The organism is Pseudomonas sp. NY11955 (assembly GCF_048068035.1).
Classification (GTDB): domain Bacteria; phylum Pseudomonadota; class Gammaproteobacteria; order Pseudomonadales; family Pseudomonadaceae; genus Aquipseudomonas.
Window position 1 is genome coordinate 143,594 of record NZ_JBLUPS010000002.1, and the last position, 25,035, is coordinate 168,628.

A 25,035-nucleotide genomic window follows, 5' to 3' on the forward strand; every position below is an offset into this window, starting at 1 on the left:
GAATGGTTTTTTGCGAATGATCAAGGCTAAGGCGGGGTGTGGCAAGGGCTTTGCGTTACCGTTCGCCTGAGGTCAGCTCATTTGAGGCGCTCGGCAACACCCATGCAGATCGCCATGATCAGTTTCAATTCCTTTTGCACGGTGCTGGGCGAAACACTTAGTTGCTCGGCGATTTCCAGATAGGTGGCGCCATGCAGGCGGCTAAGGATGAAAATGCGCTGCTGGCGTTCGCTCAGTTGGTTGAGGCTGATGCTCAGGTGCTTAAGCAACTGCTCGGCGTGGGCGGCATCCTCGCTGCTGGTGGCGGGCGCGGCCACGCTGTGCAGCACTTCGTCGGGCACGTCGTCGACCAGCATGCGCGCTTGCACCCGGCGCGTACGCAGGTGGTCGAGCGCCAGGTTGCGCGCGGTCTGAAACACGAACGGCTCGATGTGCTCGATGGGCCGCTCACCCAGGGCGCGGGACACCCGCAGGTAGGTTTCCTGCAGCAGGTCTTCGGCCGTGCTGGGGTTACCGACCATGCGCTGCAAGGTACGCAGCAAGGTAAGGCGCTGGACGAGGAAGACGGAGTTGAACCGGGACTGACTCACGGGGGAACCTGGCCGACGAAAGGTTAATGATAATGCTTATCATCTATGCCGAAGGTCAAGTGTGGAAGTGTTAGGAAAAGGTAAAGATTGTGAGAGCCAGTTGGGATTTTGTGTTCGCCGCAGTTATTGCAGCGCCTGTGAAATCGAGCGCCGCCCGCGCGGCGCATCGCGAGCAAAGCTCGCTCCTACATTTGTTTCGGGCCAATTATGCCTGTGGCAAGGGCGCGCGGCCCTTTGGCGCATGGCTCGATATCGCGTCGTACAAACCAGGCGGTCGCGCGCGCCTGCCACAGGCGATACTGGCCCGAAACAAATGTAGGAGCGAGCTTTGCTCGCGATGCGCCGCGCGGGCGGCGCTCGACTCACGGGCACCCGAAATGCCCCGTCATACTCACCGGGCGTTGCTCAGCGCCAGGCAGTTATCCAGCATGCGGTTGCTGAACCCCCACTCGTTGTCATACCAGGCCAGCACCTTGAGCATGCGCCCGTTGGCCCGGGTATGGTTGGCATCGAAAATGGACGAAAGCGGGTTGTGGTTGAAATCACAGGAAACCAACGGCAAGGCGTTGTAGCCCAATACCTTGGAATGCTTGCTGGCTTCAAGGAACAGCTGGTTGACCTGCTCGGCCGTGGCCTCGCGCTTGAGGTTGACGGTGAGGTCCACCAGCGACACGTTGATTACCGGCACCCGCACCGCCATGCCGGTCAGCTTGCCGGCCAGCTCCGGCAGCACCAGGCCCACGGCCTCGGCGGCGCCGGTCTTGCTGGGGATCATCGATTGGGTGGCCGAGCGCGCGCGGTAGGGGTCGCTGTGGTACATGTCGGTCAGCACCTGGTCGTTGGTGTAGGCGTGGATGGTGGTCATCAGGCCTTGCTCGATGCCGAACTCGCGGTGCAGTACCTGGGCGATCGGCGCCAGGCAGTTGGTGGTGCAGGAGGCGTTGGAAATGACCTGGTGCGAGGCTCGCAAGATGTCATGGTTGACCCCGTAGACCACGGTGGCGTCGGCACCTTTGGCCGGCGCCGAGACAATCACCTTGCCAGCACCTGCGGCCAGGTGGGCAGCGGCCTTGGCGCGGTCGGTGAACAGCCCGGTGCATTCGAACACCACGTCGATCGCTTCGGCCTTCCAGGGCAGTTCGGCCGGGTTGCGGATGGCACTGACCGCGATGCGGTCACCATTGACCGTCAGGCTTTCGTGGTCGGCCTCGACGCAGGCGTCGAAGGTGCCGTGCACACTGTCGTACTTGAGCAGGTGGGCATTCATGGCGCTGTCGCCCAGGTCGTTGATGGCGACGACCTGCAAGTCCTGGCGGTAGCCTTGGGTATACAGTGCGCGCAGGACGTTGCGCCCGATGCGGCCGAATCCATTGATGGCGATGCGAAGGGTCATGGCAGTACCTCTGGCAGTCCGAGTGAAACCTGTGGCACAAAGGAGCTTCACTGAAACGGTTTTGTTGTTGGAATTACAAGATTATTCACTGGCTGATAGAAAACAAGCCTTTTTAGTGGCAGTATTTTGTTTAAACATACAACGAGTGGTTGGGCGACGTGCCTCCACCGATGCAGCGGGCTCCCAACCTTGAGCCTAGGCCGCAATCGTTTGGAGGGGAAATGCCCGGTAAACCGCCCTTACAATTAGCCTGGAGTCCAGTACATGCATCCGCGCATCCTTGAGGTCACCCAGCGGCTGGTCGAGCGCAGCCGTGCCACCCGCGAACGCTACCTGCAACTGATTCGCGGCGCGGCCAGTGAAGGGCCCATGCGTGCCAGCCTGCAGTGCGCCAACTTCGCCCACGGCGTGGCCGGTTGCGGCAGCGAAGACAAGCAGACGCTGCGCCTGATGAACGCGGCCAACGTGGCCATCGTCTCGGCTTACAACGACATGTTGTCTGCCCACCAGCCGTACCTGCACTTCCCCGAGCAGATCAAGCAGGCCCTGCGCGAGGTCGGTTCGGTCGGCCAGTTCGCCGGTGGCGTGCCGGCCATGTGCGACGGCGTGACCCAGGGCGAGCCGGGCATGGAGCTGGCGATCGCCAGCCGTGAAGTGATCGCCATGTCCACTGCGGTAGCGCTGTCGCACAACATGTTCGACGCGGCCCTGATGCTGGGCATCTGCGACAAGATCGTCCCCGGCCTGATGATGGGCGCGCTGCGCTTCGGCCATTTGCCGACCATCTTCGTCCCGGGTGGGCCGATGGTGTCCGGCATCTCCAACAAGCAGAAAGCCGACGTGCGCCAGCGCTATGCCGAAGGCAAGGCCAGCCGCGAAGAGCTGCTGGAGTCGGAGATGAATTCCTACCACAGCCCCGGTACCTGCACCTTCTACGGCACTGCCAATACCAACCAGTTGGTGATGGAAGTGATGGGTCTGCACCTGCCAGGCGCTTCGTTCGTCAACCCGTACACGCCGCTGCGCGATGCCCTCACCGCCGAGGCCGCGCAGCAGGTGACGCGCATGACCAAGGCCAGTGGCAGCTTCATGCCGCTGGGCGAAATCGTCGACGAGAAGGCGCTGGTCAATTCCATCGTCGCCCTGCACGCCACGGGTGGTTCAACCAACCACACCCTGCACATCCCGGCGATTGCCCAGGCGGCAGGTATTCAGCTGACCTGGCAGGACATGGCCGACCTGTCCGAAGTGGTGCCGACCCTGTCGCACGTCTACCCCAACGGCAAGGCCGACATCAACCACTTCCAGGCTGCCGGTGGCATGGCCTTCCTGATCCGCGAGCTGCTCGATGCCGGCTTGCTGCACGAAGATGTCAACACCGTGGCCGGCCACGGCCTGCGGCGCTACACCCAGGAACCGTTCCTCGACAACGGCAAGCTGGTGTGGCGCGAAGGACCGCGGCAGAGCCTGGACGAGAGCATCCTGCGCCCGGTGGCGCGGCCGTTCTCGGCCGAAGGTGGCCTGCGGGTGATGGAAGGCAACCTGGGCCGTGGTGTGATGAAAGTGTCCGCCGTCGCCGCCGAGCATCAGGTGGTCGAGGCCCCGGCGCGGGTGTTCCATGACCAGCAGTCGCTGGCCGATGCGTTCAAGGCCGGTGAGCTGGAGCGTGACTTCGTCGCCGTGGTGCGTTTCCAGGGCCCGCGTTGCAACGGCATGCCAGAGCTGCACAAGCTCACGCCATTCCTGGGTGTGCTGCAGGACCGTGGCTTCAAGGTGGCGCTGGTGACTGACGGTCGCATGTCGGGCGCCTCGGGCAAAATCCCGGCGGCCATCCATGTCTGCCCCGAAGCTTATGACGGCGGCCCGCTGGCACGGGTGCGCGATGGTGATATCGTGCGGGTCGACGGTGTCGAAGGCACGCTGCGGGTCATGGTGTCGGCCGAGGAGCTGGCCAGCCGCGACCTGCCGCCAGCGCCCCAGGGCAATGACCTGGGTTGCGGGCGAGAGTTGTTCGGCTTCATGCGCATGGCGTTCAGCCCGGCAGAGCAGGGCGCCAGTGCCTTTACCTCGGCCCTGGAGAACCTCAAATGAAGGACCTGCTGGTTGGCGACATCGGCGGCACCAATGCCCGCTTCGCGTTGTGGCGTGACAACCAGTTGCATGAGGTAAAGGTTTTCGCCACTGCGGACTACACCAGCCCGGAGCAGGCCATTGAAGCTTACCTCGAAGGCCAGGGTATCGCCCGTGGCGGGTTGGCGGCCGTATGCCTGGCGGTGGCCGGGCCGGTCGATGGCGATGAATTTCGCTTTACCAACAACCACTGGCGCCTGAGCCGCACGGCCTTCTGCAAGACCTTGCAGGTCGAGCGACTGTTACTGATCAACGATTTCACCGCCATGGCGCTGGGCATGACCCGCCTGCGCGAAGGGGAGTTCCGTGAAGTATGCCCTGGCCAGGCCGACCCCTTGCGGCCGGCGCTGGTGATCGGGCCTGGCACAGGGCTGGGCGTGGGCTCGCTGCTGCGCCTCGGCGAGCAGCACTGGCAAGCCCTGCCGGGTGAGGGCGGGCATGTGGACCTGCCGGTGGGCAATGCCCGTGAAGCGGCGATCCACCAACAGATCCATGGCCAGATCGGCCATGTCAGTGCCGAGACCGTGCTCAGCGGTGGTGGCCTGGTGCGGCTGTACCAGGCGATCTGTGCGCTGGACGGTGATACACCCAGGCACCAGACCCCGGCGCAGATCACCGATGCGGCACTGGGCGGCGAGCCGCGAGCGCTGGCGGTGGTCGAACAGTTTTGCCGGTTCCTTGGGCGCGTGGCGGGTAACAATGTGCTGACGCTGGGCGCGCGGGGAGGGGTTTATATTGTTGGCGGGGTGATTCCGCGCTTTGCCGAGCTGTTCCTGCGCAGTGGGTTTGCCGCCAGCTTCGCCGACAAGGGCTGCATGAGTGGTTATTTTGCTGGCGTGCCCGTGTGGCTGGTGACGGCGGAGTTTTCCGGGTTGCTAGGGGCCGGGGTGGCCTTGCAGCAGGCGTTGGATCACTGACTGAGGCCGCTTTGCGGCCCAGCTAAAAGCAGGCAACGAAGACCTGCAATCAACAAGAGGACGGACCACCTTGAGCACTGCCGGCAAATCGATCCTGATGGTCGACGACGACCAGGAAATACGCGAACTATTGCAAACCTACCTGAGCCGCTCCGGCTTCCAGGTGCATGCCGAAGCCGACGGCAAGGGTTTTCGCCGCGCCCTGGAAAGTACCCCCTGCGACTTGGTCATCCTCGACGTCATGCTGCCCGACGAAGACGGCTTCAGCCTGTGTCGCTGGGTGCGCCAGCATCCGCGCCAGGCGCGGGTGCCGATCATCATGCTCACCGCCAGCTCCGACGAAGCCGACCGGGTCATCGGCCTGGAGCTGGGCGCTGACGATTATTTGGGCAAACCGTTCAGCCCCCGCGAACTGCAAGCGCGCATCAAGGCCTTGCTGCGCCGCGCCGAATTCGGCCAGACGGCACCGGGCGGTGCGGTGCTGGCCTTCGATGACTGGCGCCTGGACACGGTCAGCCACCGTCTGTTCCATCACGACGGTGAAGAGGTGATGCTTTCCGGCGCCGACTTTGCCCTGCTCAAGCTATTCCTCGACCATCCGCAGCAGATTCTCGACCGCGACACCATCGGCAACGCCACCCGTGGTCGCGAGCCGATGCCGCTGGACCGCATCGTCGACATGGCGGTCAGCCGCCTGCGTCAGCGCCTGCGCGATACCGACAAACCACCCCGGCTGATCCGCACCGTGCGCGGCAGTGGCTACCTGTTGGCGGCGCATGTCTGCAGTGCGCCCTGAGCGGCGCTGGCGCTTGCTGCCGCGCTCACTGCTGGGGCGCATGCTGCTGCTGACCCTGCTGGTGGTGCTGCTGGCCCAAGGTTTGTCGAGCATCATCTGGGTTGCCCAACTGCGTGCCAGCCAGTTGCAGGGCCTGCGTGCCAGTGCCAGCAGCCTGGCTCACTCGATGAGTGCCAGTGTCAGTTACTTCCGCTCGTTGCCGGTGGCCTATCGGCCGATGGTGCTCGACCAACTGCGCAGCATGGGCGGCACGCGCTTTTTCGTGTCGCTCAATGCCAAGCCACTGGACATGCCGGTACTGCCCATCACCCCGCGCAAGCAGGCGGTGATCGACGTGTTCCAGCAGGTGCTGCACGAGCGCCTGGGGCCGCAGATGGACATTTCCGTGGAGTTCGTCGCCCCTGACGACCTGCGCATCTTCAACAGTGGCCTGAAGCTCGACGAACTGCCACGTTCCTGGGCGCATTACTCGTTGACCCTGGAGCCGCTCAACCCACCGGTGCTGGTGACGCAGATCCGCCTGGGTGAAGGCGAGTGGCTGTACATCGCCTCGTTGCTGCCCGAACCCTATACCAGCCTGGAGGCAGAACGCCTGCCACGCCAGCAGATCGGTTTCATCGTGCTCACCACCGCCTTGCTGCTGTTGTTCATCGGCCTGCTGGTGCACTGGCAGAGCTGGCCGCTCAAGCGCCTGGCACGGGCCGCGCGGGAGATGTCGCTGGGCGCCGACGTGGCGCCGGTGGCCGAAGGGGGTGGCAGCGAAGTGGTCGAGGTTAGCCGGGCGTTCAACAGCATGCGCGAGCGTATCAGCCGTTATTTGACCGAGCGCAGTCAGCTGTTCAGCGCCATTTCCCATGACCTGCGCACGCCGATTACCCGCCTGCGCCTGCGTGTCGAACTGCTGGAGGATGAGCGCTTGCAGGCCAAGTTCAGCCAGGACCTGGATGAGCTGGAGCTGCTGGTCAAAGGTGCCCTGCAGTGTGTGAAAGACACCGACATCCACGAAAACATCGAGCCAGTCGACCTCAATCAGGTGCTGGACATTCTGGCCGAGCCTTACCTGGGCGATGGCCGCATCACCGTCGAGGGCCAAGCGCTGGCGGCGTATCCGGGCAAGCCGCTGGCATTGCGCCGCTGCATCGGCAACCTGATCGACAACGCCATCAAGTATGGCGAGCGGGCGCGGCTGCGCATCATCGACAGTGCCGAGGGCTTTGTGCTGCAGGTGGACGACCAGGGGCCGGGAGTGCCAGAGCAGCAATTGGAGCAGGTGTTCGAGCCGCATTTCCGTTTGGCCGGGCAGCAGCAGGGGTATGGGCTGGGGTTGGGGATTGCGCGCAATATTGCCCATAGCCATGGGGGCGAGGTGAGCTTGCTGAACCTGCGCGAGGGTGGTTTGCGGGTGACGTTGTACCTGCCGCGGGGCCTGGAGTGAAACGCTGCGTTGCCTGCGCCGGCAATGTAACCAAACGATGACATTGATGCATCGCTTCGTTACCTGGAGGGGCGGGCAGTCTGTTTAGACTTCATGTAACGCAAGCGACCGACTTGCACGGTATAACAACAAGAAAGGTGCTTCGATGAACCCCTCGCTCCGTCTCGCTGCCGCAATCTCCCTGGCTTCCTTACTCCCGCTCAGCGCCCAGGCTGCCGAATCCAAAGGCAGTGTCGAGGTGGTGCACTGGTGGACCTCCGGTGGTGAAAAAGCGGCCGTCGATGTGCTCAAGGCCCAGGTCGAGAAAGACGGCTTCACGTGGAAGGATGGCGCTGTCGCTGGCGGTGGCGGTGCCACGGCCATGACCGTGCTCAAGAGCCGCGCCGTAGCCGGTAACCCGCCGGGCGTCGCTCAGATCAAAGGGCCAGACATCCAGGATTGGGCGGCCACCGGCCTGCTCGACGGCGATGTGCTCAAGGATGTGGCCAAGGCCGAGCACTGGGACACATTGCTCGACAAGAAGGTCGCCGACACCGTGAAGTACGACGGTGACTATGTCGCCGTGCCGGTAAACATCCACCGTACCAATTGGCTGTGGATCAACCCCGAAGTCTTCAAGCAAGCTGGCATCGACAAGGCGCCAGCCACCCTCGATGAGTTCTATGCCGCCGCCGACAAGCTCAAGGCCGCCGGTTTCATCCCGCTCGCCCATGGCGGTCAGCCGTGGCAGGACAGCACCGTGTTCGAAAGCGTGGTGTTGGCGGTGATGGGCGCCGATGGCTACAAGAAGGCCATGGTCGACCTCGACGACGCGGCCTTGACCGGCCCGGACATGGTCAAGGCGCTGAGCGAACTGAAAAAGGTCGCCACCTACATGGACCCGGATGGCAAAGGTCAGGACTGGAACCTGGAAGCGGCCAAGGTCATCAACGGCAAGGCTGGCATGCAGATCATGGGCGACTGGGCCAAGAGCGAATGGACCCTGGCGAAGAAAACCGCCGGCAAGGATTACCAGTGTGTGCCGTTCCCCGGCACCGACAAGGCCTTCCTCTACAACATCGACTCGCTGGTGGTGTTCAAGCAGAACAACGCCGGCACCTCTGCCGGCCAGCAGGACATCGCCCGCAAAGTGCTGGGTACGGACTTCCAGAAGGTCTTCAGCAGCAACAAGGGTTCGATCCCGGTGCGCAACGACATGCTTGCCGACATGGGCAAGTATGGCTTCGATGCTTGTGCGCAGCGCTCTGCCAGTGACTTCCTGGCCGACGCCAAAAATGGCGGCCTGCAGCCGAGCATGGCGCACAACATGGCCACCACGCTGGCCGTGCAGGGCGCGTTCTTCGACGTAGTGACCAACTACATCAACGACCCCAAGGCCGACCCGGCCGATGCGGCGAAGAAGCTGGCAGCGGCGATCAAGGCTGCCCAGTAAAGCTGGCAATCATCCTGTAGGAGCAGCCTTGTGCTGCGAATAGGCCCCCTGGCTTGAGGCGTTGCTGTGCCTGCAATGGCCTCTTCGCAGCACAAGGCTGCTCCTACACAAGCGTGCGTGCCGTTCCTGAACGGGGATCTGAACCATGACCACAACGACCGCCCAACTGCGGGCCTCACCCCTGGACGCGCTTCAGCGCTGGCTGCCCAAACTGGTGCTGGCGCCCAGCATGTTCATCGTCCTGGTGGGCTTCTACGGCTACATCCTCTGGACCTTCGTCCTGTCCTTTACCACCTCGACCTTCCTGCCCACCTACAAATGGGCGGGCCTGGCGCAATACGCCCGGTTGTTCGACAACGACCGTTGGTGGGTGGCGAGCAAGAACCTGCTGGTGTTCGGCGGCCTGTTCATCGCCATCAGCCTGGCCATCGGTGTGTTGCTGGCGGTGCTGCTGGACCAGCGCATCCGCCGCGAGGGCTTCATTCGCACCATTTACCTGTACCCCATGGCGCTGTCGATGATCGTCACCGGCACCGCCTGGAAGTGGCTGCTCAACCCCGGCATGGGCCTGGACAAGCTGCTGCGCGACTGGGGCTGGGAGGGCTTTCGCCTGGACTGGCTGATCGACCCCGACCGGGTGGTGTACTGCCTGGTGATCGCCGCAGTGTGGCAGGCCTCGGGCTTCATCATGGCGATGTTCCTGGCCGGCCTGCGTGGTGTCGACCCGTCGATCATCCGCGCTGCGCAGATGGATGGTGCCAGCCTGCCGCGCATCTACTGGACCGTGGTGCTGCCCAGCCTGCGCCCGGTGTTCTTCAGCGCGCTGATGATCCTTTCGCATATCGCCATCAAGAGTTTCGACCTGGTGGCGGCGATGACGGCGGGCGGCCCGGGTTACTCGTCTGATCTGCCAGCGATGTTCATGTACTCGTTCACCTTCAGCCGCGGCCAGATGGGCATGGGGTCGGCCAGCGCCATCCTCATGCTCGGCGCGATCCTGGCGATTCTCGTGCCTTACCTGTACTCGGAGCTGCGGAGCAAACGCCATGCATAGCCCTGTCGGAAAAACACCGCTGAGTCCGAGCCGCATCGCCATCCACGCACTGTTGCTGATCGCTGTTCTGCTGTACCTGGTGCCGCTGGTGGTAATGCTCCTGACCAGCTTCAAGAGCCCGGAAGACATCAGCACCGGCAACCTGCTGAGCTGGCCGCAGGTGATCACTGGCATTGGCTGGGTCAAGGCCTGGGGCACAGTCAGCGGCTACTTCTGGAACTCGATCATGATCACCGTGCCAGCGGTGCTGATCTCCACCGCCATTGGTGCGCTTAACGGCTATGTGCTGTCGATGTGGCGCTTCCGTGGCTCGCAGCTGTTCTTCGGCCTGCTGCTGTTTGGCTGCTTCCTGCCATTCCAGACCGTGCTGCTGCCGGCCTCGTTCACCCTCGGTAAGCTTGGCCTGGCCAGCACCACCAGCGGCCTGGTGCTGGTACACGTGGTCTACGGCCTGGCCTTCACCACACTGTTCTTCCGCAACTTCTACGTGAGCATTCCCGATGCGCTGGTCAAGGCTGCACGGCTGGACGGCGCCGGGTTCTTCACCATCTTCAACCGCATCATCCTGCCGATGTCGACGCCAATCATCATGGTCTGCCTGATCTGGCAGTTCACCCAGATCTGGAACGACTTCCTGTTCGGCGTGGTGTTCTCCAGCGGCGATTCGCAACCGATCACCGTGGCCCTGAACAACCTGGTCAATACCAGCACCGGGGCCAAGGAATACAACGTCGACATGGCGGCGGCGATGATCGCCGGCCTGCCAACCCTGCTGGTCTACGTGGTGGCAGGCAAATATTTCGTGCGCGGGCTGACAGCCGGCGCGGTCAAGGGGTAAGCCATGGCAACGCTCGAACTTCGCAATGTGAACAAAACCTACGGCAGCGGCCTGCCGGACACCCTCAAGGACATCCAGCTGTCGATCAAGGACGGCGAGTTCCTGATCCTGGTCGGCCCCTCTGGCTGCGGCAAGTCCACCTTGATGAACTGCATCGCGGGCCTGGAGCAGATCACCGGCGGCGCGATTCTCATCGATGAGCAGGACGTCAGTGGCATGAGCCCCAAGGACCGCGACATCGCCATGGTGTTCCAGTCCTATGCGCTGTACCCGACCATGAGCGTGCGTGAGAACATCGAGTTCGGCCTGAAGATCCGCAAGCTGCCTCAGGTGGCCATCGACGAGGAAGTGGCGCGGGTGGCCAAGCTGCTGCAGATCGAGCACCTGCTGGCGCGCAAGCCGGTGCAGCTTTCCGGTGGCCAGCAGCAGCGCGTGGCCATGGGCCGGGCGCTGGCGCGGCGGCCGAAGATCTATTTGTTCGATGAACCGCTGTCCAACCTCGACGCCAAGCTGCGGGTCGAGATGCGCACCGAAATGAAACTGATGCACCAGCGTCTCAAGACCACCACCGTGTACGTCACCCATGACCAGATCGAGGCCATGACATTGGGCGACAAAGTGGCGGTGATGAAGGACGGCATCATCCAGCAGTTCGGCACCCCGCAGCAGATCTACAACGACCCGGCCAACCAGTTCGTCGCCAGCTTCATCGGTTCGCCGCCGATGAATTTCGTTCCGGTGCGCCTGGCCAGGCGGGATGGCCGCTTGCTGGCGCTGCTCGACAGCGGCCAGGCGCGCTGCGAGCTGCCGTTGGGAATGGCCGCTGACGAGTTCGATGGCCGCGAAATCATTCTGGGCATCCGTCCTGAGCAAATTGCCCTGGGTGCCGCAGAGGGCAATGGTTTGCCGGGCATTCGCGCCGAGGTGCAGGTTACCGAACCCACCGGGCCGGACCTGCTGGTGTTCGTCACCCTCAACCAAACCAAGGTGTGCTGCCGCCTGGCGCCGGATGTGGCGTGCAGGGTGGGGGACACCCTCAACCTGCAATTCGACCCGGCTCGGGTGCTGCTGTTCGACGCCGAAAGCGGCGAGCGCGTGCACCTGGCCAGCACTGCCACAACCGCTAAGGACAACGTGGCTCACTTCAAAGGCCGTTGACTCGTCTACACCACCAATAAGAAAAAAGAGGACGTAAAGGGATGGAACAGCGCAAACGTATCAGGACATTGGCATCGCTGGCCCTGCTTGCCGTGGTCGGCAGCAACGGCGCTCAGGCTGCCGAGGCCTTTTCCAGCGAATCAAAATGGATGACCGGCGACTGGGGCGGCACCCGTACCGAGCTGTTGGACAAGGGCTACGATTTCACCCTCGACTACGTCGGCGAGGTGGCCGGCAACCTGCACGGTGGCTACAACGACGACAAGACGGCACGCTACAGCGACCAGTTCGCCCTTGGCGCACACCTGGACTTGCAGAAAATCTTCGGTTGGCACGATGCCGAGTTCAAGCTGGCAATCACCGAGCGCAGCGGCCGCAACCTGTCCAACGACCGCATCAGCGACCCGCGCGCCGGGCAGTTCAGCTCGGTGCAGGAGGTGTGGGGCCGTGGCCAGACCTGGCGCCTGAGCCAGATGTGGGTCAAGCAGAAGTACTTCGACGGCGCGCTGGATGTGAAATTCGGCCGCTTCGGCGAGGGCGAAGACTTCAACAGCTTCCCTTGCGACTTCCAGAACCTGGCCTTCTGCGGCTCCCAGGTGGGCAACTGGGTCGGCGGCATCTGGTACAACTGGCCGGTCAGCCAGTGGGCGCTGCGAGTGAAGTACAACATCACCCCGGAATTCTTCGTGCAGGTCGGTGCCTTCGAGCAGAATCCCTCCAACCTGGAAACCGGCAACGGCTTCAAGTTAAGCGGCAGCGGCACCAAGGGAGCGATATTGCCGGTGGAAGCGGTGTGGTCACCCAAGGTCAACGGCCTGCCGGGCGAGTACCGCCTGGGCTACTACTACAGCACGGCCAAGGCCGACGATGTGTTCGACGACGTCAACGGCAACCCGCAGGCGCTGAGCGGCGAGGCTTTCAAGTCGCATTCCAGCAAGCACGGCTGGTGGGTGGTGGCGCAGCAGCAGGTCACCGCTCAGGGTGGCGACGTCAACCGTGGCCTCAGCCTGTTCGCCAACTTCACCGTGCATGACAAGGCCACCAACGTGGTCGACAACTACCAGCAGGTGGGGTTGGTCTACAAAGGCGCCTTCGACGCTCGCCCCAAGGATGACATCGGTTTTGGCGTGGCACGTATTCATGTGAATGACGACGTGAAGAAGCGTGCCGAACTGCTCAATGCCCAGAGCGGCATCAGCGATTACGACAACCCAGGCTTCGTGCCGCTGCAGCGCACCGAGTACAACGCCGAGCTCTATTACGGCTTCCACGTCACCAACTGGCTGACCGTGCGGCCTAACCTGCAGTACATCAAAAGCCCGGGCGGGGTGGACGAGGTGGATAACGCGCTGGTCGCAGGCTTGAAGATTCAGTCGTCATTCTGAGGGCAATTGTTGTAAATTTACGCCAATCCATTTTCGGTTCCCGGCACCCACTGGCCTGCAGTGGTTGTCGGGGATAGGCCGAGACAGCGCTATCTCAAACAACAAGAGCTCTGAACCATGCCTGAACATCCGCTCCATCGCTTCTTTTCCTCGCAGCGGCCACGGCCGACATTCGAGTGGGAGCGTTACCAGCAGCGCGATGTGCTGATCATCGATCATCCCCGTTGCCAGGCGGTATTCAGCCGCCAGGGTGCGCAGTTGCTGCACTTTCAACCGGCGGGTGAGCGGCCGTGGCTGTGGTGCGCCGAGCAATGGCCGCAGGTGGGAGCGATCCGTGGGGGCGTGCCGGTGTGCTGGCCGTGGTATGGCCGCCACCCCAGCGAGGACCTGTGGCCGGCCCACGGCTGGGCAAGGTTGCTGGATTGGAAGCTGGTGGACAGCCGCGAAGACGAGGAGGGCGTGACCCTGAAATGGCGCTTGGACCTGTGCGACTGGCAGGTCGACCTGCATGCCCGCTTGGGCAGCCGCATGGAGCTGAGCCTGAGTACCGAGCACCAGGACAGCGAACCCTGCCAGCTGAGCCATGCGCTGCTGGCTTACTGGCGCATCAGTGACGTGTCTGAGATAGCGCTGTCTGGGCTGGAGGATATCGAAGGCTACGACCGCCTCAGCCGCCAGACCTGCCGTGAAGAGGGCGCGCTGAAGCTCAGGGGCGGCTGCCAGAAGGTCTACCCGGGCACACCGCGCGTGCAGCTGCAGGATCCGGCCTGGCAGCGCGAGCTGTGCATCGACACCGGAGACAGCGACGACACCGTGGTCTGGCACCCGGGTAATCGCCCGCTGATGGGCGTGAGCGGGCGCGAGAGCCAGCGCTTCGTCTGTGTCGAGGCTACCAGCGGCAGTGGTGAGGGGCTGAGCCTGGCGCCAGGTCAGCGTGCGCACCTGCGCTTGCAGGCGCACCGGCTCAGTTGAGTTCGTCGTCCTCGATCGGGTAGCGGCTGGCGTTGAGGCTTTCCTTGATCTTGCGCAGGTGCGGCTGGAAGTCCACGCCGCGGCGCAGGGTCATGCCGGTGGCCAGCACATCGAGCACGGTCAGCTGGATGATTCGCGAGGTCATCGGCATGTAGATGTCGGTGTCTTCCGGCAGCGGGATGTGCAGGCTCAGGCTGCAGGCATTGGCCAGCGGCGAGCCCGCGGCGGTCAGGCCCAGTACCGAGGCGCCGTTTTCGCGAGCCAGGCGCGCCACTTCGACCAGCTCGCGGGTGCGCCCGGTGTAGGAAATGATCACGAACAGGTCACCGGTATGCGCCACCGAGGCCAGCATGCGCTGCATCAGTACGTCGGCGTGGGCCGACACCGCCAGGTTGAAGCGGAAGAACTTGTGCTGCGCATCCAGGGCCACCGGGGCCGAAGCACCGAGGCCGAAGAAGTGGATCTGCCGGGCCTGGATCATCATGTCCACCGCCCGGCTGACCTGCTGCGGGTCCAGTTGCTGGCAGGCGCCGTCGAGCGAGGCGATGGCGCTGGCGAAAATTTTCTGGGTGTAGGCTGCCGGGTCATCGTCGGCCTCTACCGCGCGGCTGACATAGGCGGCGCCGCTGGCCAGGCTCTGCGCCAGCTGCAGCTTGAGCTCGGGGTAGCCGCTGACGCCGAACGAGCGGCAGAAGCGGTTGACGGTCGGTTCGCTGACCTTGGCCGCCTGGGCCAGCGCAGCGATGCTGAAACGGGTGGCTTGTTGTGGGTTGAGCAAGATGACTTCGGCGACTTTGCGTTCGGCCTTGTTCAGCTCGTCGAGGCGTCCCTGGATCTGTTCCAGGAGGTTTCGCACGCGGTCCATGGGTGTGTCCTTGGGTCGGGAAGACAGCCGGCTGTGGAAGCAGCAGGCTTTTTGCACGGTCGTCTATCGTACTGTCGGTGCGGTTGGCGTACCACTTGTCTGTAACACTTGTGTGTAATGTTGTGGTTTTTACTACATTATCCCTTGAAAACCGTATGTGAAAGCGGTATTCCTAGACCAACTTTAGGAAAGAACCAACATCATGGCTGCGATCAGTGTCGAACCTTGCACCTTTGCCCTGTTTGGCGCCCTCGGCGACCTGGCATTGCGCAAGCTGTTTCCTGCGCTCTACCAGCTCGACCGGGCCAACTTGCTGCACCCGGACACCCGCCTGCTGGCGCTGGCCCGCGAGGCCGGCAGTGCGCAGGAGCACCTGAACAGTATCGAGGCACACCTGCGCCGCCATGTGCCCGAGGCCGATATCGAGCCTGCTGCGCTGGGGCGCTTCCTCGCCCGGCTGCACTACCAGCACTTGGACTTCCTTCAGGCCGAGGGCTACCAGGGCCTGGCCGAACGACTGCCAGGCGAGCAACCGTTGATCGCCTACTTCGCTACGGCAGCCGTGGTATACGGGGCAATCTGCGAAAACCTCGACAAGGCCGGGCTGGCCCCGCGCACGCGCGTGGTACTGGAAAAACCTATCGGCCACGACCTGGAGTCGTCGCGCCGGGTCAACGATGCCGTGGCACGGTTCTTCCCTGAAAGCCGGGTCTACCGCATCGACCACTACCTGGGCAAAGAGACGGTGCAGAACCTGATTGCCCTGCGGTTTGCCAACAGCCTGTTCGAAACCCAGTGGAACCAGAATTCCATTTCCCATGTGGAGATCACCGTCGCGGAAAAGGTCGGCATCGAAGGCCGTTGGGGTTACTTCGACAAGGCCGGCCAGCTGCGCGACATGATTCAGAACCACCTGCTGCAGCTGCTGTGCCTGATCGCCATGGACCCGCCCAGCGAACTGTCCGCCGATGCCATCCGCGACGAGAAGGTGAAGGTACTCAAAGCCCTGGCACCGATCACCGGCGACGGCCTGAGCACCCGCGTGGTGCGCGGTCAGTACATTGCAGGTTACAGCGAAGGCAAACCGGTGCCGGGCTACCTGGAAGAAGACAATGCCAACGCGCAGAGCGACACCGAAACGTTCGTCGCTCTGCGCGCCGACATCCGCAACTGGCGCTGGTCGGGCGTGCCGTTCTATCTGCGTACCGGAAAACGCATGCCGCAGAAGCTGTCGCAGATCGTCATCCATTTCAAGGAAACGCCGCACTACATCTTCGCCCCGGAACAGCGTATGCAGATCGGTAACAAGCTGATCATCCGCCTGCAACCGGACGAGGGCATTTCTTTACGGGTGATGACCAAGGAACAGGGCCTGGACAAAGGCATGCAGCTGCGCAGCGGCCCGCTGCAACTGAATTTTTCCGACACCTGGCGCAGCGCAAGAATTCCGGATGCCTACGAGCGGCTGTTGCTCGAAGTGATGCGCGGCAACCAGAACCTGTTCGTGCGCAAGGACGAAATCGAGTATGCCTGGAAGTGGTGCGACCAGTTGATCGCCGGCTGGCGTAACGCGGGCGATGCGCCCAAGCCATACGCCGCGGGCTCCTGGGGGCCGATGAGCTCGATTGCACTGATCACACGCGATGGGAGGGCGTGGTATGGGGATATCTGAACTGAAACTACCGGCAGCCGTGAAGGCGCATGATCTGGCGGATGCCAAGGCGCTGTCCGCGACCCTGGCCCATGATGTGGCCGAGCGCCTGCGCGCGGCCATTGCCGCCAAGGGGCAGGCTTGTGTGGTGCTGTCTGGCGGTCGCAGCCCGGTTCCGTTCCTGGAAAAGCTGGCCAGCGAAAGCCTGGACTGGGCCAAGGTCACCGTCAGCCTGGCCGATGAGCGCTGGGTGCCGGTGGAGCATGCTGACAGCAATGCCGGCCTGCTGGCCCGCCACCTGTTCAAGGGCGCAGCGGCCAAGGCCCGCTTCGTAGGCCTGTACCAACAGGCGGAGAACCTCGATGCCGCTGCGTTCAAGGCCGACCAGGTCTTGGCCGGGCTACCGCCGATCGACGTGCTGGTGCTGGGCATGGGGGACGATGGCCATACCGCGTCGCTGTTCCCTGGCAGCCCTAACCTGGAGCCAGGCCTGGACCTGGCCAGCCCGCGTCGCTGCCTGCCGTTGCTTGCGCCGAGCGTGCCACATCAGCGTCTGTCGATGACGCGCCCGCTGCTGGCCAGTGCAGCCTTCATTGCGCTGTCCGTGCAAGGCCAGGGCAAACTCGCTACCCTGCGCGCCGCGCTGGCTGGCAACGACCTTACTGAAATGCCGATTCGCGCTTTTCTTCACGCCCCCCTGGACATCTACTGGTGCCCATGAGCCAAGGATCCACAGTCATGACCACCCTCGAACGCCCACAGCCCAAGCTCTCGATGGCTGATAAAGCCGCGCGGATCGACGCCATTTGCGAAAATGCACGCATCCTGCCGGTCATCACCATTGCGCGTGAGCAAGACATTCTGCCGCTGGCCGATGCCCTGGCCGCTGGCGGCATCCGTACCCTGGAAGTGACCCTGCGTTCGCAGCATGGCCTGAAGGCCATCCAGGTGCTGCGTGAGCAGCGCCCGGAGTTGTGCGTCGGCGCCGGCACCGTGCTCGACCGCAGCATGTTCGCCGCTGTCGAGGCCGCAGGTGCACAGTTTGTCGTAACGCCTGGCATTACCCAGGACATTCTCGAAGCGGGTGTGGACAGTGAGATCCCGCTGCTGCCGGGCATCAGCACACCCTCCGAAATCATGATGGGCTACGCCCTGGGCTACCGTCGCTTCAAGCTGTTCCCGGCGGAAATCAGCGGCGGCGTGGCGGCGATCAAGGCATTTGCCGGCCCGTTCGGTGATATTCGCTTCTGCCCCACGGGCGGCGTGAACCCGGCCAACGTGCGCAACTACATGGCGCTGCCCAATGTGATGTGCGTGGGTGGCACCTGGATGCTCGACAGCAGCTGGATCAAGAACGGCGACTGGGCGCGGATCGAGGCGTGCAGTGCGGAGGCGATGGCGCTGCTGGACGCCAACTGAATTTGTTGTGTGCTTTACGGCTTATGGGGCGCTTGGTCGGCGCCCCTTTTTTTTGCCTGCAAGAAAGTGTTCCTGCTGATGGGCCGGTTGGCCGAGCGTTAGGTTGGTGGCTCGATTGGTCTGTAGGAGTGGGCGCAGTGAGTAGTTTTGAAGCATGTGAACTCAAGGGGTCGTATGAGATTGAACGCTACCTCTACGGCGAGTCTGGGGTGCAGGCAGGGGGTGGGTTGCCGGGCAAACGGTTTTTGGCAGAGTTGAAGTGAGTGGGGCCTCTGCAGCGTGCTTCACTCGCCCCGCCTATGCCTACCTCTCTTATTGTTCCAGGGTGCAGGAAAATCGCTCGGATGAATATGTCAGGCGGCAGCGTTATTGGTGTGGGCTTGCCCCGGACTTTGTGGGGGACCTTGGTGTTTCATTCCGAGTGAGTGAAGGAATCAATCGAATGAACGCACTGTCCGGTATTGTCACCGAATTGCCGGCGAAAGAGGTCTGGGGGCACCCCCTCGAGTACGAGCGTGATATCTATTTGAGCGGCAGCCAAGCCTTCTTGATTTACCAAGTGAATATTGCCTATGCACATTGCCGTGATACGGACGGGCAAGACAGCTCGGCGTTTTGCGCTGCGTTCGAGCAAGTGAATGAGCAGCAAGTGCTGGTATCGTCCATTGCTACCCGTAACTTGGTAGCTGTCGCCGAGTCACAGGCAGTTGATGTTGCTGACTGGCTGTCGATCAAGCAGGCAGTGCTCGAGCGCTTACACCAGGATGCCCTGCAGTTTGACAGATCGGTTAAGGACGTTCCCTTCTATCGATATAAATAGCGACGGCCGGCAAGAAGAGGTGCCCTATGAGTTTTATTGACAAAGCGATGATCAAATCTATCGGTAACTTTCCGCACAAGCGTGGAGCTTATGAAATCGAAAACTATCTGTTCGGCAGTGATGGGGCAGTGAATGCAGGGTGTTGGGTATACGATAAGACTGTGTACGGCGACATGCGGCTGGGGCCTCAGAACTGGGGGACCTACAGCACGCCGATCATGGCATATCTTGTTCATCTGAATACCGTGCGCGTACCCAGCAGCGTCAAACATGTGCAGGAAGTGGCTGTGACAGAAGGCTACAGTCACTCATTCACGTCGACACTGGAAACGGAAATCGGCCTGGGGGCCGGTTTTCTGCTCAGCGCAGTGGGTGGAAGGTTGACGAGCAGTTCCACTGAGGGCATTCATGGTTCCTCGGTCAATACCCGTAAAATTGAAATGGAAGGCCCCGGAGTTTTCAATATCTACCAAGTGCATTATGTGTATGCGCATTGTGTTACGTCGGCGGGGAACTACGTGGACTTTTTCAATTATTCGAAATTCAGGCGGGTCAATCAGCGGGAAGACCTGTATTTCCTGACATCGGTGGCGACTGAAACGACCGTGGCTGTTGCGGCCAAGTATTCCATTGCGCCCTTGCGGTGGGAAGAGATACAGGCCGCTGCGCTCATGCAGGGCTACGACGTAGATAACAATAGTGGCCGCTTTGCCTTTGACTGGAAGGCCTATAGCCGTCCGGGGAGTCAATACTGAAAGGCGGTAAAAAAAAGCCCGCATTCTAAAATGCGGGCTTCTTCATCGCGTGCGACAGTGCTTAAGCCGCTTTGGCTTCCTGCTGGCTCAGCGACCGGTTCAGCGCGCTGAACAGTGCCTTGAAGCTTGCAGTGGTGATGTTTTCATCGATGCCCACGCCATGCACCGGGCGGCCACCGGCCACGCGCAGTTCAATGTAGGCCGCTGCCTTGGCATTGGTACCTGCGCCAATGGCGTGCTCGTTGTAGTCCATGATCTCTACGGCAATCGGCAGGCCGGCCACCAGTGCTTCCAGCGCGCCGTTGCCTTTGCCGCGCCAGTGCAGTGTGGTTTCGCCTTCACCGGCCACTTCCACTTCCACGGCGCTGTGGCCGTTTTCTTCCTGCAGGCGATGGCTGACCAGTGCATAGGGTGCGTTGGCCTGGAGGTATTCCTTGTGCAGCAGGCTGTAGATCTGCTGGGCGGTCATTTCCAGGCCCAGGCGGTCGGTTTCACCCTGGACGACCTGGCTGAACTCGATCTGCATGCGGCGTGGCAGGCTGATGCCGTATTCCTGTTCGAGCAGGTAGGTAATGCCACCTTTGCCCGACTGGCTGTTGACGCGGATCACCGCCTCGTAGCTGCGGCCGATGTCGGCCGGGTCGATTGGCAGGTAAGGCACTTCCCACAATTCGCCTTCCTGCTGCTTGGCGAAGCCCTTGCGGATGGCATCCTGGTGCGAACCGGAGAACGCGGTGTGGACCAGGTCGCCCACATACGGGTGACGTGGGTGTACCGGCAGTTGGTTGCACTCTTCGACGACCTTGCGCACGCCGTCGATGTCGGAGAAGTCCAGCAACGGGTCGATGCCTTGGGTGTAGAGGTTCAGTGCCAAGGTCACCAGGTCGACGTTACCGGTGCGCTCGCCGTTGCCGAACAGGCAGCCTTCGGCGCGGTCGGCACCGGCCATCAGGCCCAGCTCGGTGGCCGCGATGCCGGTGCCACGGTCGTTGTGGCAGTGCAGGCTGATGATCACGCTGTCGCGGCGGCTAACGTTACGGCAGAACCACTCGATCTGGTCGGCGTAGATGTTTGGCGTGGACACTTCCACGGTCGCCGGCAGGTTGAGAATGATCTTGTGCTCAGGGGTAGGGTTCCACACCTCGATGACCGCGTCGCAGACTTCCTTGGCGAATTCCATTTCGGTGGCGCTGAAGGTTTCTGGCGAGTACTGGAAGGTCCAGTGGGTTTCCGGCTGCTGGGCGGCGTATTTGACGAACAGCTTGGCCGCGTTCACCGCGATGTCCTTCACGCCTTGCTTGTCCTGATTGAAGACGATGCGGCGGAACGACGGGCTGGTGGCGTTGTACAAGTGGACGATGGCTTTCTTGGCACCGCGCAGCGACTCGAAGGTGCGAGCGATCAGGTCTTCACGGGCCTGGGTGAGCACCTGGATGGTGGTGTCGTCAGGGATGTGGCCTTCTTCGATGAGCATCCGCACGAAGTCGAAATCGGTCTGCGAGGCGGACGGGAACGACGCTTCGATCTCCTTCACGCCCACCTGCACCAAGGTCTTCCAGAAGCGCAGTTTTTTCTCCGAATCCATCGGCTCGATCAGCGACTGGTTGCCATCACGCAGGTCGGAGCTGCACCAGATGGGTGCTTGGGTGATGGTCTTCGACGGCCAGGTGCGGTCAGGCAGGTCGATGGTCGGGAAAGCGCGGTACTTCTTCGAAGGGTCTTTGAGCATGGTCATGGAAGCAATCCTTTTGTGTGCGGCCGAGATCGGGCCTGCCGAGCGATAACGAGATGAGGAGGCGAGGCGACGCGATTCAGCCTGGTAGTCGGGCGCTGACCAGGCAGAGGCTGCGATGTTGTCGGAGCAGGATGAGGGTGCTGAAGGTTTTCATGCCTTCAACCCTAACCAGTGGGGTGGGGGATGGCAAGTGTTCAGAGAAAATTGAGAGGAATGCTTAAAAAATACGATTGTGCGAGATTTTATGGCTGGAATTTACAGAGTGCTTAGCGATGGTTGCGCGGTATTTTTCGATGGCGCAACCCAGTGGAATTGACACCAGCGGTGCTGGCCCCTTCGCGGGCACGCCCGCTTCTGTGGGAGCGGGCGTGCCCGCGAAGCAGGCGCTGCCGATATCAGGGTTGGAACGCGCCAATGAAAATCGCCGGGTCCACCCGCGCATCGTTCAGGCTGACGTTCCAGTGCATGTGTGGCCCGGTAGCCCGCCCGGTCGAGCCCACGCGCCCGACCACTTCGCCGCGGCTCAATTGCTGCCCGACCTGCACATCGATCTTCGACATGTGGCAGAACATGCTGATAAAGCCCTGCCCATGGTCGACGAACACCGTGCGGCCATTGAAGAAGTAATCTCCCACCAGGATCACCTTGCCATTGGCCGGGGTCTTGATCGGCGTGCCCGCCGGCACTGCGAAATCCAGCCCGGCATGCGGGTTGCGTTCTTCGCCATTGAAGAAGCGGCGCACGCCGAACTTGCTCGACAGCGGGCCGTTGACCGGCTTGTCGAGGATCAGGTTGCTCGGCAGGTTCGGGCTGAAGCTGCGGTAGGCCTTGATCTGCTCGGCCAGTTCGCGGTCGATGCGCTTGAGGTCGGCCGGGTTCGGGTTGACCTGGCGGGTGTTTTTCAGGGTGATGCGCTGCTCTGGGTACTTTTTACTGCCGATGCTGAAAGGCAGGGCGCGTCCGCCCTGGTTCAGCATTGCGGTGCCGGGTTTCTGGGTCAGCGGGATGCCGACGATGGCCAGCCAGTTGTCCTGCTCCTTCACCACCAGTACCGGCTTGCCGTCGAAACGGGCACTGGGCGCGCTGGCGGCGGGGCCTAGGTCGACCACCGCCACACCACCGGGGACTGGCTTGTTCAGCGTGCGGGTGATGTAGCTGGCCTGGGCGCCGCCGGCCAGCAGCAGCAGGGAAAGGGCAAGCAGAGGCGCGAACAGGCGGGGCATGTGTCAGTCCAGTAGTGAGAGGGTGACCGGGGTCAAGTGGTTGTCTTCGACCCGCACCAGCAGCTCGCCTTCGTTCAGGCGGGCGGTCAGGCGCTGGCCATTGCGGGTTTGTTCGGCGCTGCGAATGGCCTGGCCTTGTTCATCCAGCAAAATGCTGTAGCCGCGAGCCAGGGTGGCCAGCGGGCTGACCACCTGCAGTGTCTGCAGCTGCGCCTGGAAGCGCTGACGACGGTCTTTGAGCACTTCGCGCATGGCCCGTGGCAGGCGCTCGGCCAGGCTGTCCAAGCGTTGCTTCAACAGCTTCAGGTTACGCCCCGGATGCTGCGCGGCCAGGCGGGTGTCCAGGCGTGCCAGGCGCTCGCGGCGCTGGTTGAGGTTGAGCATGAAGGCGCGGCGCAGGCGCATGTCCAGGTCGTCCAGGCGCTGGGCCTGCTGGCGCAAACGCTCGCCTGGGTGGCGCAGGCGCCGAGTCAGCGACTCCAGGCGCAGGCGGTCGTGGCTCAGGCGGTTCTGCATGCGCAGCAGCAGGCGCCGTTGCAGGCCATCCAGGCGTTGCTGCAGGCCGCTGTTGTCGGGGGCCAGCAGCTCGGCGGCGGCAGACGGTGTGGGGGCGCGCACATCGGCGACGAAGTCGCTGATCGATACGTCGGTTTCATGGCCCACGGCGCTGACAATCGGTGTGACGCAGGCGGCCACGGCACGGGCCACGGCTTCTTCGTTGAAACACCAGAGGTCTTCAAGCGAGCCACCACCACGGGCCAGGATCAGCGCATCGAAGCCGAGGCTGTCGGCCAGGCGGATGGCGCGCACGATCTGCGCAATCGCTTCGCGGCCCTGTACCGCCGTTGGGATCAGGTTCAGTTCCACCTGCGGGGCGCGGCGGCCGAACACGCTGATGATGTCGCGGATCACCGCGCCGGTGGGCGAGGTGATGATGCCGATGCGTTGCGGGTGGGCTGGCAGCGGTTTCTTGCGTTCGGCGCTGAATAGCCCCTCGGCCCCGAGCTTTTCCTTCAGTGCCTCGAAGGCCAGGCGCAGGGCCCCATCACCAGCTGGCTCGACGGTGTCGAGAATCAGCTGGTAGTCGCCTCGCCCCTCGAACAGCGAAACCTTGCCGCGCACGCGCACCGCCAGGCCGTCGCGCAGGGCTTGGCGTACCCGAGTGGCGTTCTGCCGGAACAACGCGCAACGCACCTGGGCGCCACTGTCCTTGAGGGTGAAGTACATGTGGCCGGACGCCGGGCGGGCGAGGTTGGATATCTCGCCTTCCACCCACACGCTGCGGAATACGTCTTCCAGCAGCACGCGGGCGCGGCCGTTGAGTTGGCTGACGGTAAGGACCTCGCGGTCCAGGCCGAGTCGTTCGAAGGGGTCTTTGATCATGGCGGGCATCATAAAGGACATCGGCCCCGGTTGTCTGTCCCGGCCCTGTCGCCGTGTAGGCGCAGCCTTGTGCTGCGAAGAGGCCGGTATGGCTAGAGACCCTCCTCGGCTGCAATGGCCTCTTCGCAGCACAAGGCTGCTCCTACAGGCACGGCGCCGACCTGAAGGGTGGCGCAGTACCTGTGGCCCTTCATGCTTGCATGGCCGTTACGAACTGCCTTGCCATTTGCCCTGCATCACGCCGACAGGCCAGCGCTACGGTGCTTTGGCAATCACCCTCCAGCGCCACGAAGCTGACCGAGGCCGGTGCGATCTCCCGCATGCATTCCGGCAGCAACGCCACCCCGAACCCCGCCTGAATCAGCTGCAACTGCGTAGTCTTGCGCGACAGCACCTGTGCGGCTTGCGGGAAGAAGCCTGCCTCCATGCACAACGAAGCCGATAGATAACTCAGCCCGCCACGGTCGCGATGCGGGATGGAAATGAAGCGTTCTTCTTTCAGCTGCTCCAGTTGAACGCACTGCGCGTTGGCCAACGGATGCCCAGCGGCGACCGCCAACGACAACGGTTCGCTGAGCAGTTCATGCAGCACCACGCCATCATGCTGGCGCAGCACCGGCAAGCGTAGCAGGCCGATATCCAGCCGCCCGGCGGCAATATCTTCCAGCTGGGCCTCTGACGACTGCTGCGCGATTTCCAGCGAAACCCCCGGGTTGTCCCGCAGATAGCCCCCCAGACGAGCCAGCAGGGGGCCGGTCAGTGGCACGGTACTGGAATGATTCAGGCGCAGGCTGCCCTGCAACCCTTCGCCGATGTCGCGGGTTATCCGCTCTGCTTGCGCCAGGTCGGCCAACAAGCGGCGTGCGCGCTCCAGAAAGGCCTGGCCGGCCAATGTCAGGCGCGGCAGGCGTGCGGTGCGCTCGAACAGCGGCGTGCCCAGTTGCTGCTCCAGTTCCTTGATCTGCCGGCTCAGTGCCGACTGGGCGATGTACAGCCGCTCGGCGGCACCGCTGAAGCTGCCACATTCAGCAATTTCCACGAAGTAACGCAACTGGCGGATCGACGTCATGTCATGCCTTTTTGA

General features: G+C 62.7%; 22 protein-coding genes. 15 read left to right on the plus strand and 7 right to left on the minus strand.

Going from position 1 to position 25,035, the window contains the following annotated elements; genetic code table 11:
• Positions 1-77: 77 nt before the first annotated feature.
• Positions 78-590, minus strand: coding sequence for an RNA polymerase sigma factor (locus tag ACNFBR_RS03725; RefSeq protein ID WP_416733712.1), 513 nt, complete (start codon positions 588-590; stop codon positions 78-80).
• A 391-nt stretch (positions 591-981) separates the two neighbouring features.
• Positions 982-1,983 (minus strand): type I glyceraldehyde-3-phosphate dehydrogenase, encoded by a 1,002-nt coding sequence (gene gap / locus ACNFBR_RS03730; protein ID WP_416733713.1) that lies wholly within the window; start codon positions 1,981-1,983, stop codon positions 982-984.
• A 264-nt stretch (positions 1,984-2,247) separates the two neighbouring features.
• Here gap and edd point away from each other — a divergent pair, with 264 nt between their 5' ends.
• From edd to ACNFBR_RS03780, 10 genes are all read left to right on the plus strand, one after another.
• Complete coding sequence (gene edd, locus ACNFBR_RS03735; protein ID WP_416733714.1) at positions 2,248-4,074, plus strand: phosphogluconate dehydratase; 1,827 nt, start codon at positions 2,248-2,250, stop codon at positions 4,072-4,074.
• Positions 4,071-5,030, plus strand: a complete 960-nt coding sequence (locus tag ACNFBR_RS03740; RefSeq protein WP_416733715.1) for a glucokinase — start codon at positions 4,071-4,073, stop codon at positions 5,028-5,030. The genes edd and ACNFBR_RS03740 overlap by 4 nt, the downstream gene beginning before the upstream one ends.
• A gap of 70 nt (positions 5,031-5,100) precedes the next feature.
• On the plus strand, positions 5,101-5,826 hold the full coding sequence (gene gltR / locus ACNFBR_RS03745) for a two-component system response regulator GltR (RefSeq protein WP_416733716.1): 726 nt from the start codon (positions 5,101-5,103) through the stop codon (positions 5,824-5,826).
• On the plus strand, positions 5,807-7,261 hold the full coding sequence (locus ACNFBR_RS03750) for an ATP-binding protein (RefSeq protein WP_416733717.1): 1,455 nt from the start codon (positions 5,807-5,809) through the stop codon (positions 7,259-7,261). Before gltR ends, ACNFBR_RS03750 begins: the two co-directional genes overlap by 20 nt.
• A 145-nt stretch (positions 7,262-7,406) precedes the next feature.
• Positions 7,407-8,693: an ABC transporter substrate-binding protein gene (locus ACNFBR_RS03755; RefSeq protein ID WP_416733718.1), complete on the plus strand. Its 1,287-nt coding sequence runs from the start codon at positions 7,407-7,409 to the stop codon at positions 8,691-8,693.
• A gap of 145 nt (positions 8,694-8,838) precedes the next feature.
• Positions 8,839-9,747 (plus strand): carbohydrate ABC transporter permease, encoded by a 909-nt coding sequence (locus ACNFBR_RS03760; protein WP_416733719.1) that lies wholly within the window; start codon positions 8,839-8,841, stop codon positions 9,745-9,747.
• Positions 9,740-10,585 (plus strand): carbohydrate ABC transporter permease, encoded by an 846-nt coding sequence (locus ACNFBR_RS03765; RefSeq protein ID WP_416733720.1) that lies wholly within the window; start codon positions 9,740-9,742, stop codon positions 10,583-10,585. The genes ACNFBR_RS03760 and ACNFBR_RS03765 overlap by 8 nt, the downstream gene beginning before the upstream one ends.
• 3 nt (positions 10,586-10,588) lie before the next feature.
• A complete protein-coding gene (locus tag ACNFBR_RS03770; protein ID WP_416733721.1) occupies positions 10,589-11,743 on the plus strand; it encodes an ABC transporter ATP-binding protein in 1,155 nt (384 codons plus the stop codon).
• Between the two features lie 41 nt (positions 11,744-11,784).
• Positions 11,785-13,128, plus strand: coding sequence for a carbohydrate porin (locus tag ACNFBR_RS03775; protein WP_416733722.1), 1,344 nt, complete (start codon positions 11,785-11,787; stop codon positions 13,126-13,128).
• A 117-nt stretch (positions 13,129-13,245) separates the two neighbouring features.
• Positions 13,246-14,100: a D-hexose-6-phosphate mutarotase gene (locus ACNFBR_RS03780; RefSeq protein ID WP_416733723.1), complete on the plus strand. Its 855-nt coding sequence runs from the start codon at positions 13,246-13,248 to the stop codon at positions 14,098-14,100.
• On the opposite strand, the gene hexR is transcribed toward ACNFBR_RS03780, so the two are convergent.
• Positions 14,093-14,956: a DNA-binding transcriptional regulator HexR gene (gene hexR / locus ACNFBR_RS03785; RefSeq protein ID WP_169725179.1), complete on the minus strand. Its 864-nt coding sequence runs from the start codon at positions 14,954-14,956 to the stop codon at positions 14,093-14,095. The two genes, ACNFBR_RS03780 and hexR, sit on opposite strands and share 8 nt — an antisense overlap.
• A gap of 211 nt (positions 14,957-15,167) precedes the next feature.
• Here hexR and zwf point away from each other — a divergent pair, with 211 nt between their 5' ends.
• The 5 genes from zwf to ACNFBR_RS03810 all read left to right on the plus strand — a co-directional run bounded on the left by zwf (position 15,168) and on the right by ACNFBR_RS03810 (position 19,610).
• Entirely contained in the window at positions 15,168-16,637 is a 1,470-nt protein-coding gene (gene zwf / locus ACNFBR_RS03790) for a glucose-6-phosphate dehydrogenase (RefSeq protein WP_416733724.1), read from the plus strand.
• On the plus strand, positions 16,624-17,337 hold the full coding sequence (gene pgl / locus ACNFBR_RS03795) for a 6-phosphogluconolactonase (protein ID WP_416733725.1): 714 nt from the start codon (positions 16,624-16,626) through the stop codon (positions 17,335-17,337). Before zwf ends, pgl begins: the two co-directional genes overlap by 14 nt.
• A 17-nt stretch (positions 17,338-17,354) precedes the next feature.
• The gene (locus ACNFBR_RS03800; protein WP_416733726.1) at positions 17,355-18,035 is read left to right on the plus strand and encodes a bifunctional 4-hydroxy-2-oxoglutarate aldolase/2-dehydro-3-deoxy-phosphogluconate aldolase; all 681 of its coding nucleotides are present in this window, start codon (positions 17,355-17,357) and stop codon (positions 18,033-18,035) included.
• A gap of 442 nt (positions 18,036-18,477) precedes the next feature.
• Complete coding sequence (locus tag ACNFBR_RS03805; protein WP_416733727.1) at positions 18,478-18,855, plus strand: hypothetical protein; 378 nt, start codon at positions 18,478-18,480, stop codon at positions 18,853-18,855.
• 26 nt (positions 18,856-18,881) lie between these two features.
• Complete coding sequence (locus ACNFBR_RS03810; RefSeq protein ID WP_416733728.1) at positions 18,882-19,610, plus strand: monalysin family beta-barrel pore-forming toxin; 729 nt, start codon at positions 18,882-18,884, stop codon at positions 19,608-19,610.
• A 61-nt stretch (positions 19,611-19,671) separates the two neighbouring features.
• On the opposite strand, the gene leuA is transcribed toward ACNFBR_RS03810, so the two are convergent.
• The 4 genes from leuA to ACNFBR_RS03830 form a co-directional block, all read right to left on the minus strand.
• Positions 19,672-21,345 (minus strand): 2-isopropylmalate synthase, encoded by a 1,674-nt coding sequence (leuA, locus tag ACNFBR_RS03815; RefSeq protein ID WP_416733729.1) that lies wholly within the window; start codon positions 21,343-21,345, stop codon positions 19,672-19,674.
• Positions 21,346-21,740: 395 nt separating this feature from the next.
• Positions 21,741-22,568 carry a peptidoglycan DD-metalloendopeptidase family protein gene (locus ACNFBR_RS03820; RefSeq protein WP_416733730.1) on the minus strand — a complete coding sequence of 276 codons (828 nt, stop codon included), beginning with the start codon at positions 22,566-22,568 and terminating at the stop codon, positions 21,741-21,743.
• A gap of 3 nt (positions 22,569-22,571) precedes the next feature.
• Positions 22,572-23,951, minus strand: a complete 1,380-nt coding sequence (xseA, locus tag ACNFBR_RS03825; RefSeq protein ID WP_416733731.1) for an exodeoxyribonuclease VII large subunit — start codon at positions 23,949-23,951, stop codon at positions 22,572-22,574.
• Positions 23,952-24,141: 190 nt separating this feature from the next.
• Positions 24,142-25,020: a LysR family transcriptional regulator gene (locus tag ACNFBR_RS03830; RefSeq protein WP_416733732.1), complete on the minus strand. Its 879-nt coding sequence runs from the start codon at positions 25,018-25,020 to the stop codon at positions 24,142-24,144.
• Positions 25,021-25,035 lie beyond the last annotated feature (15 nt).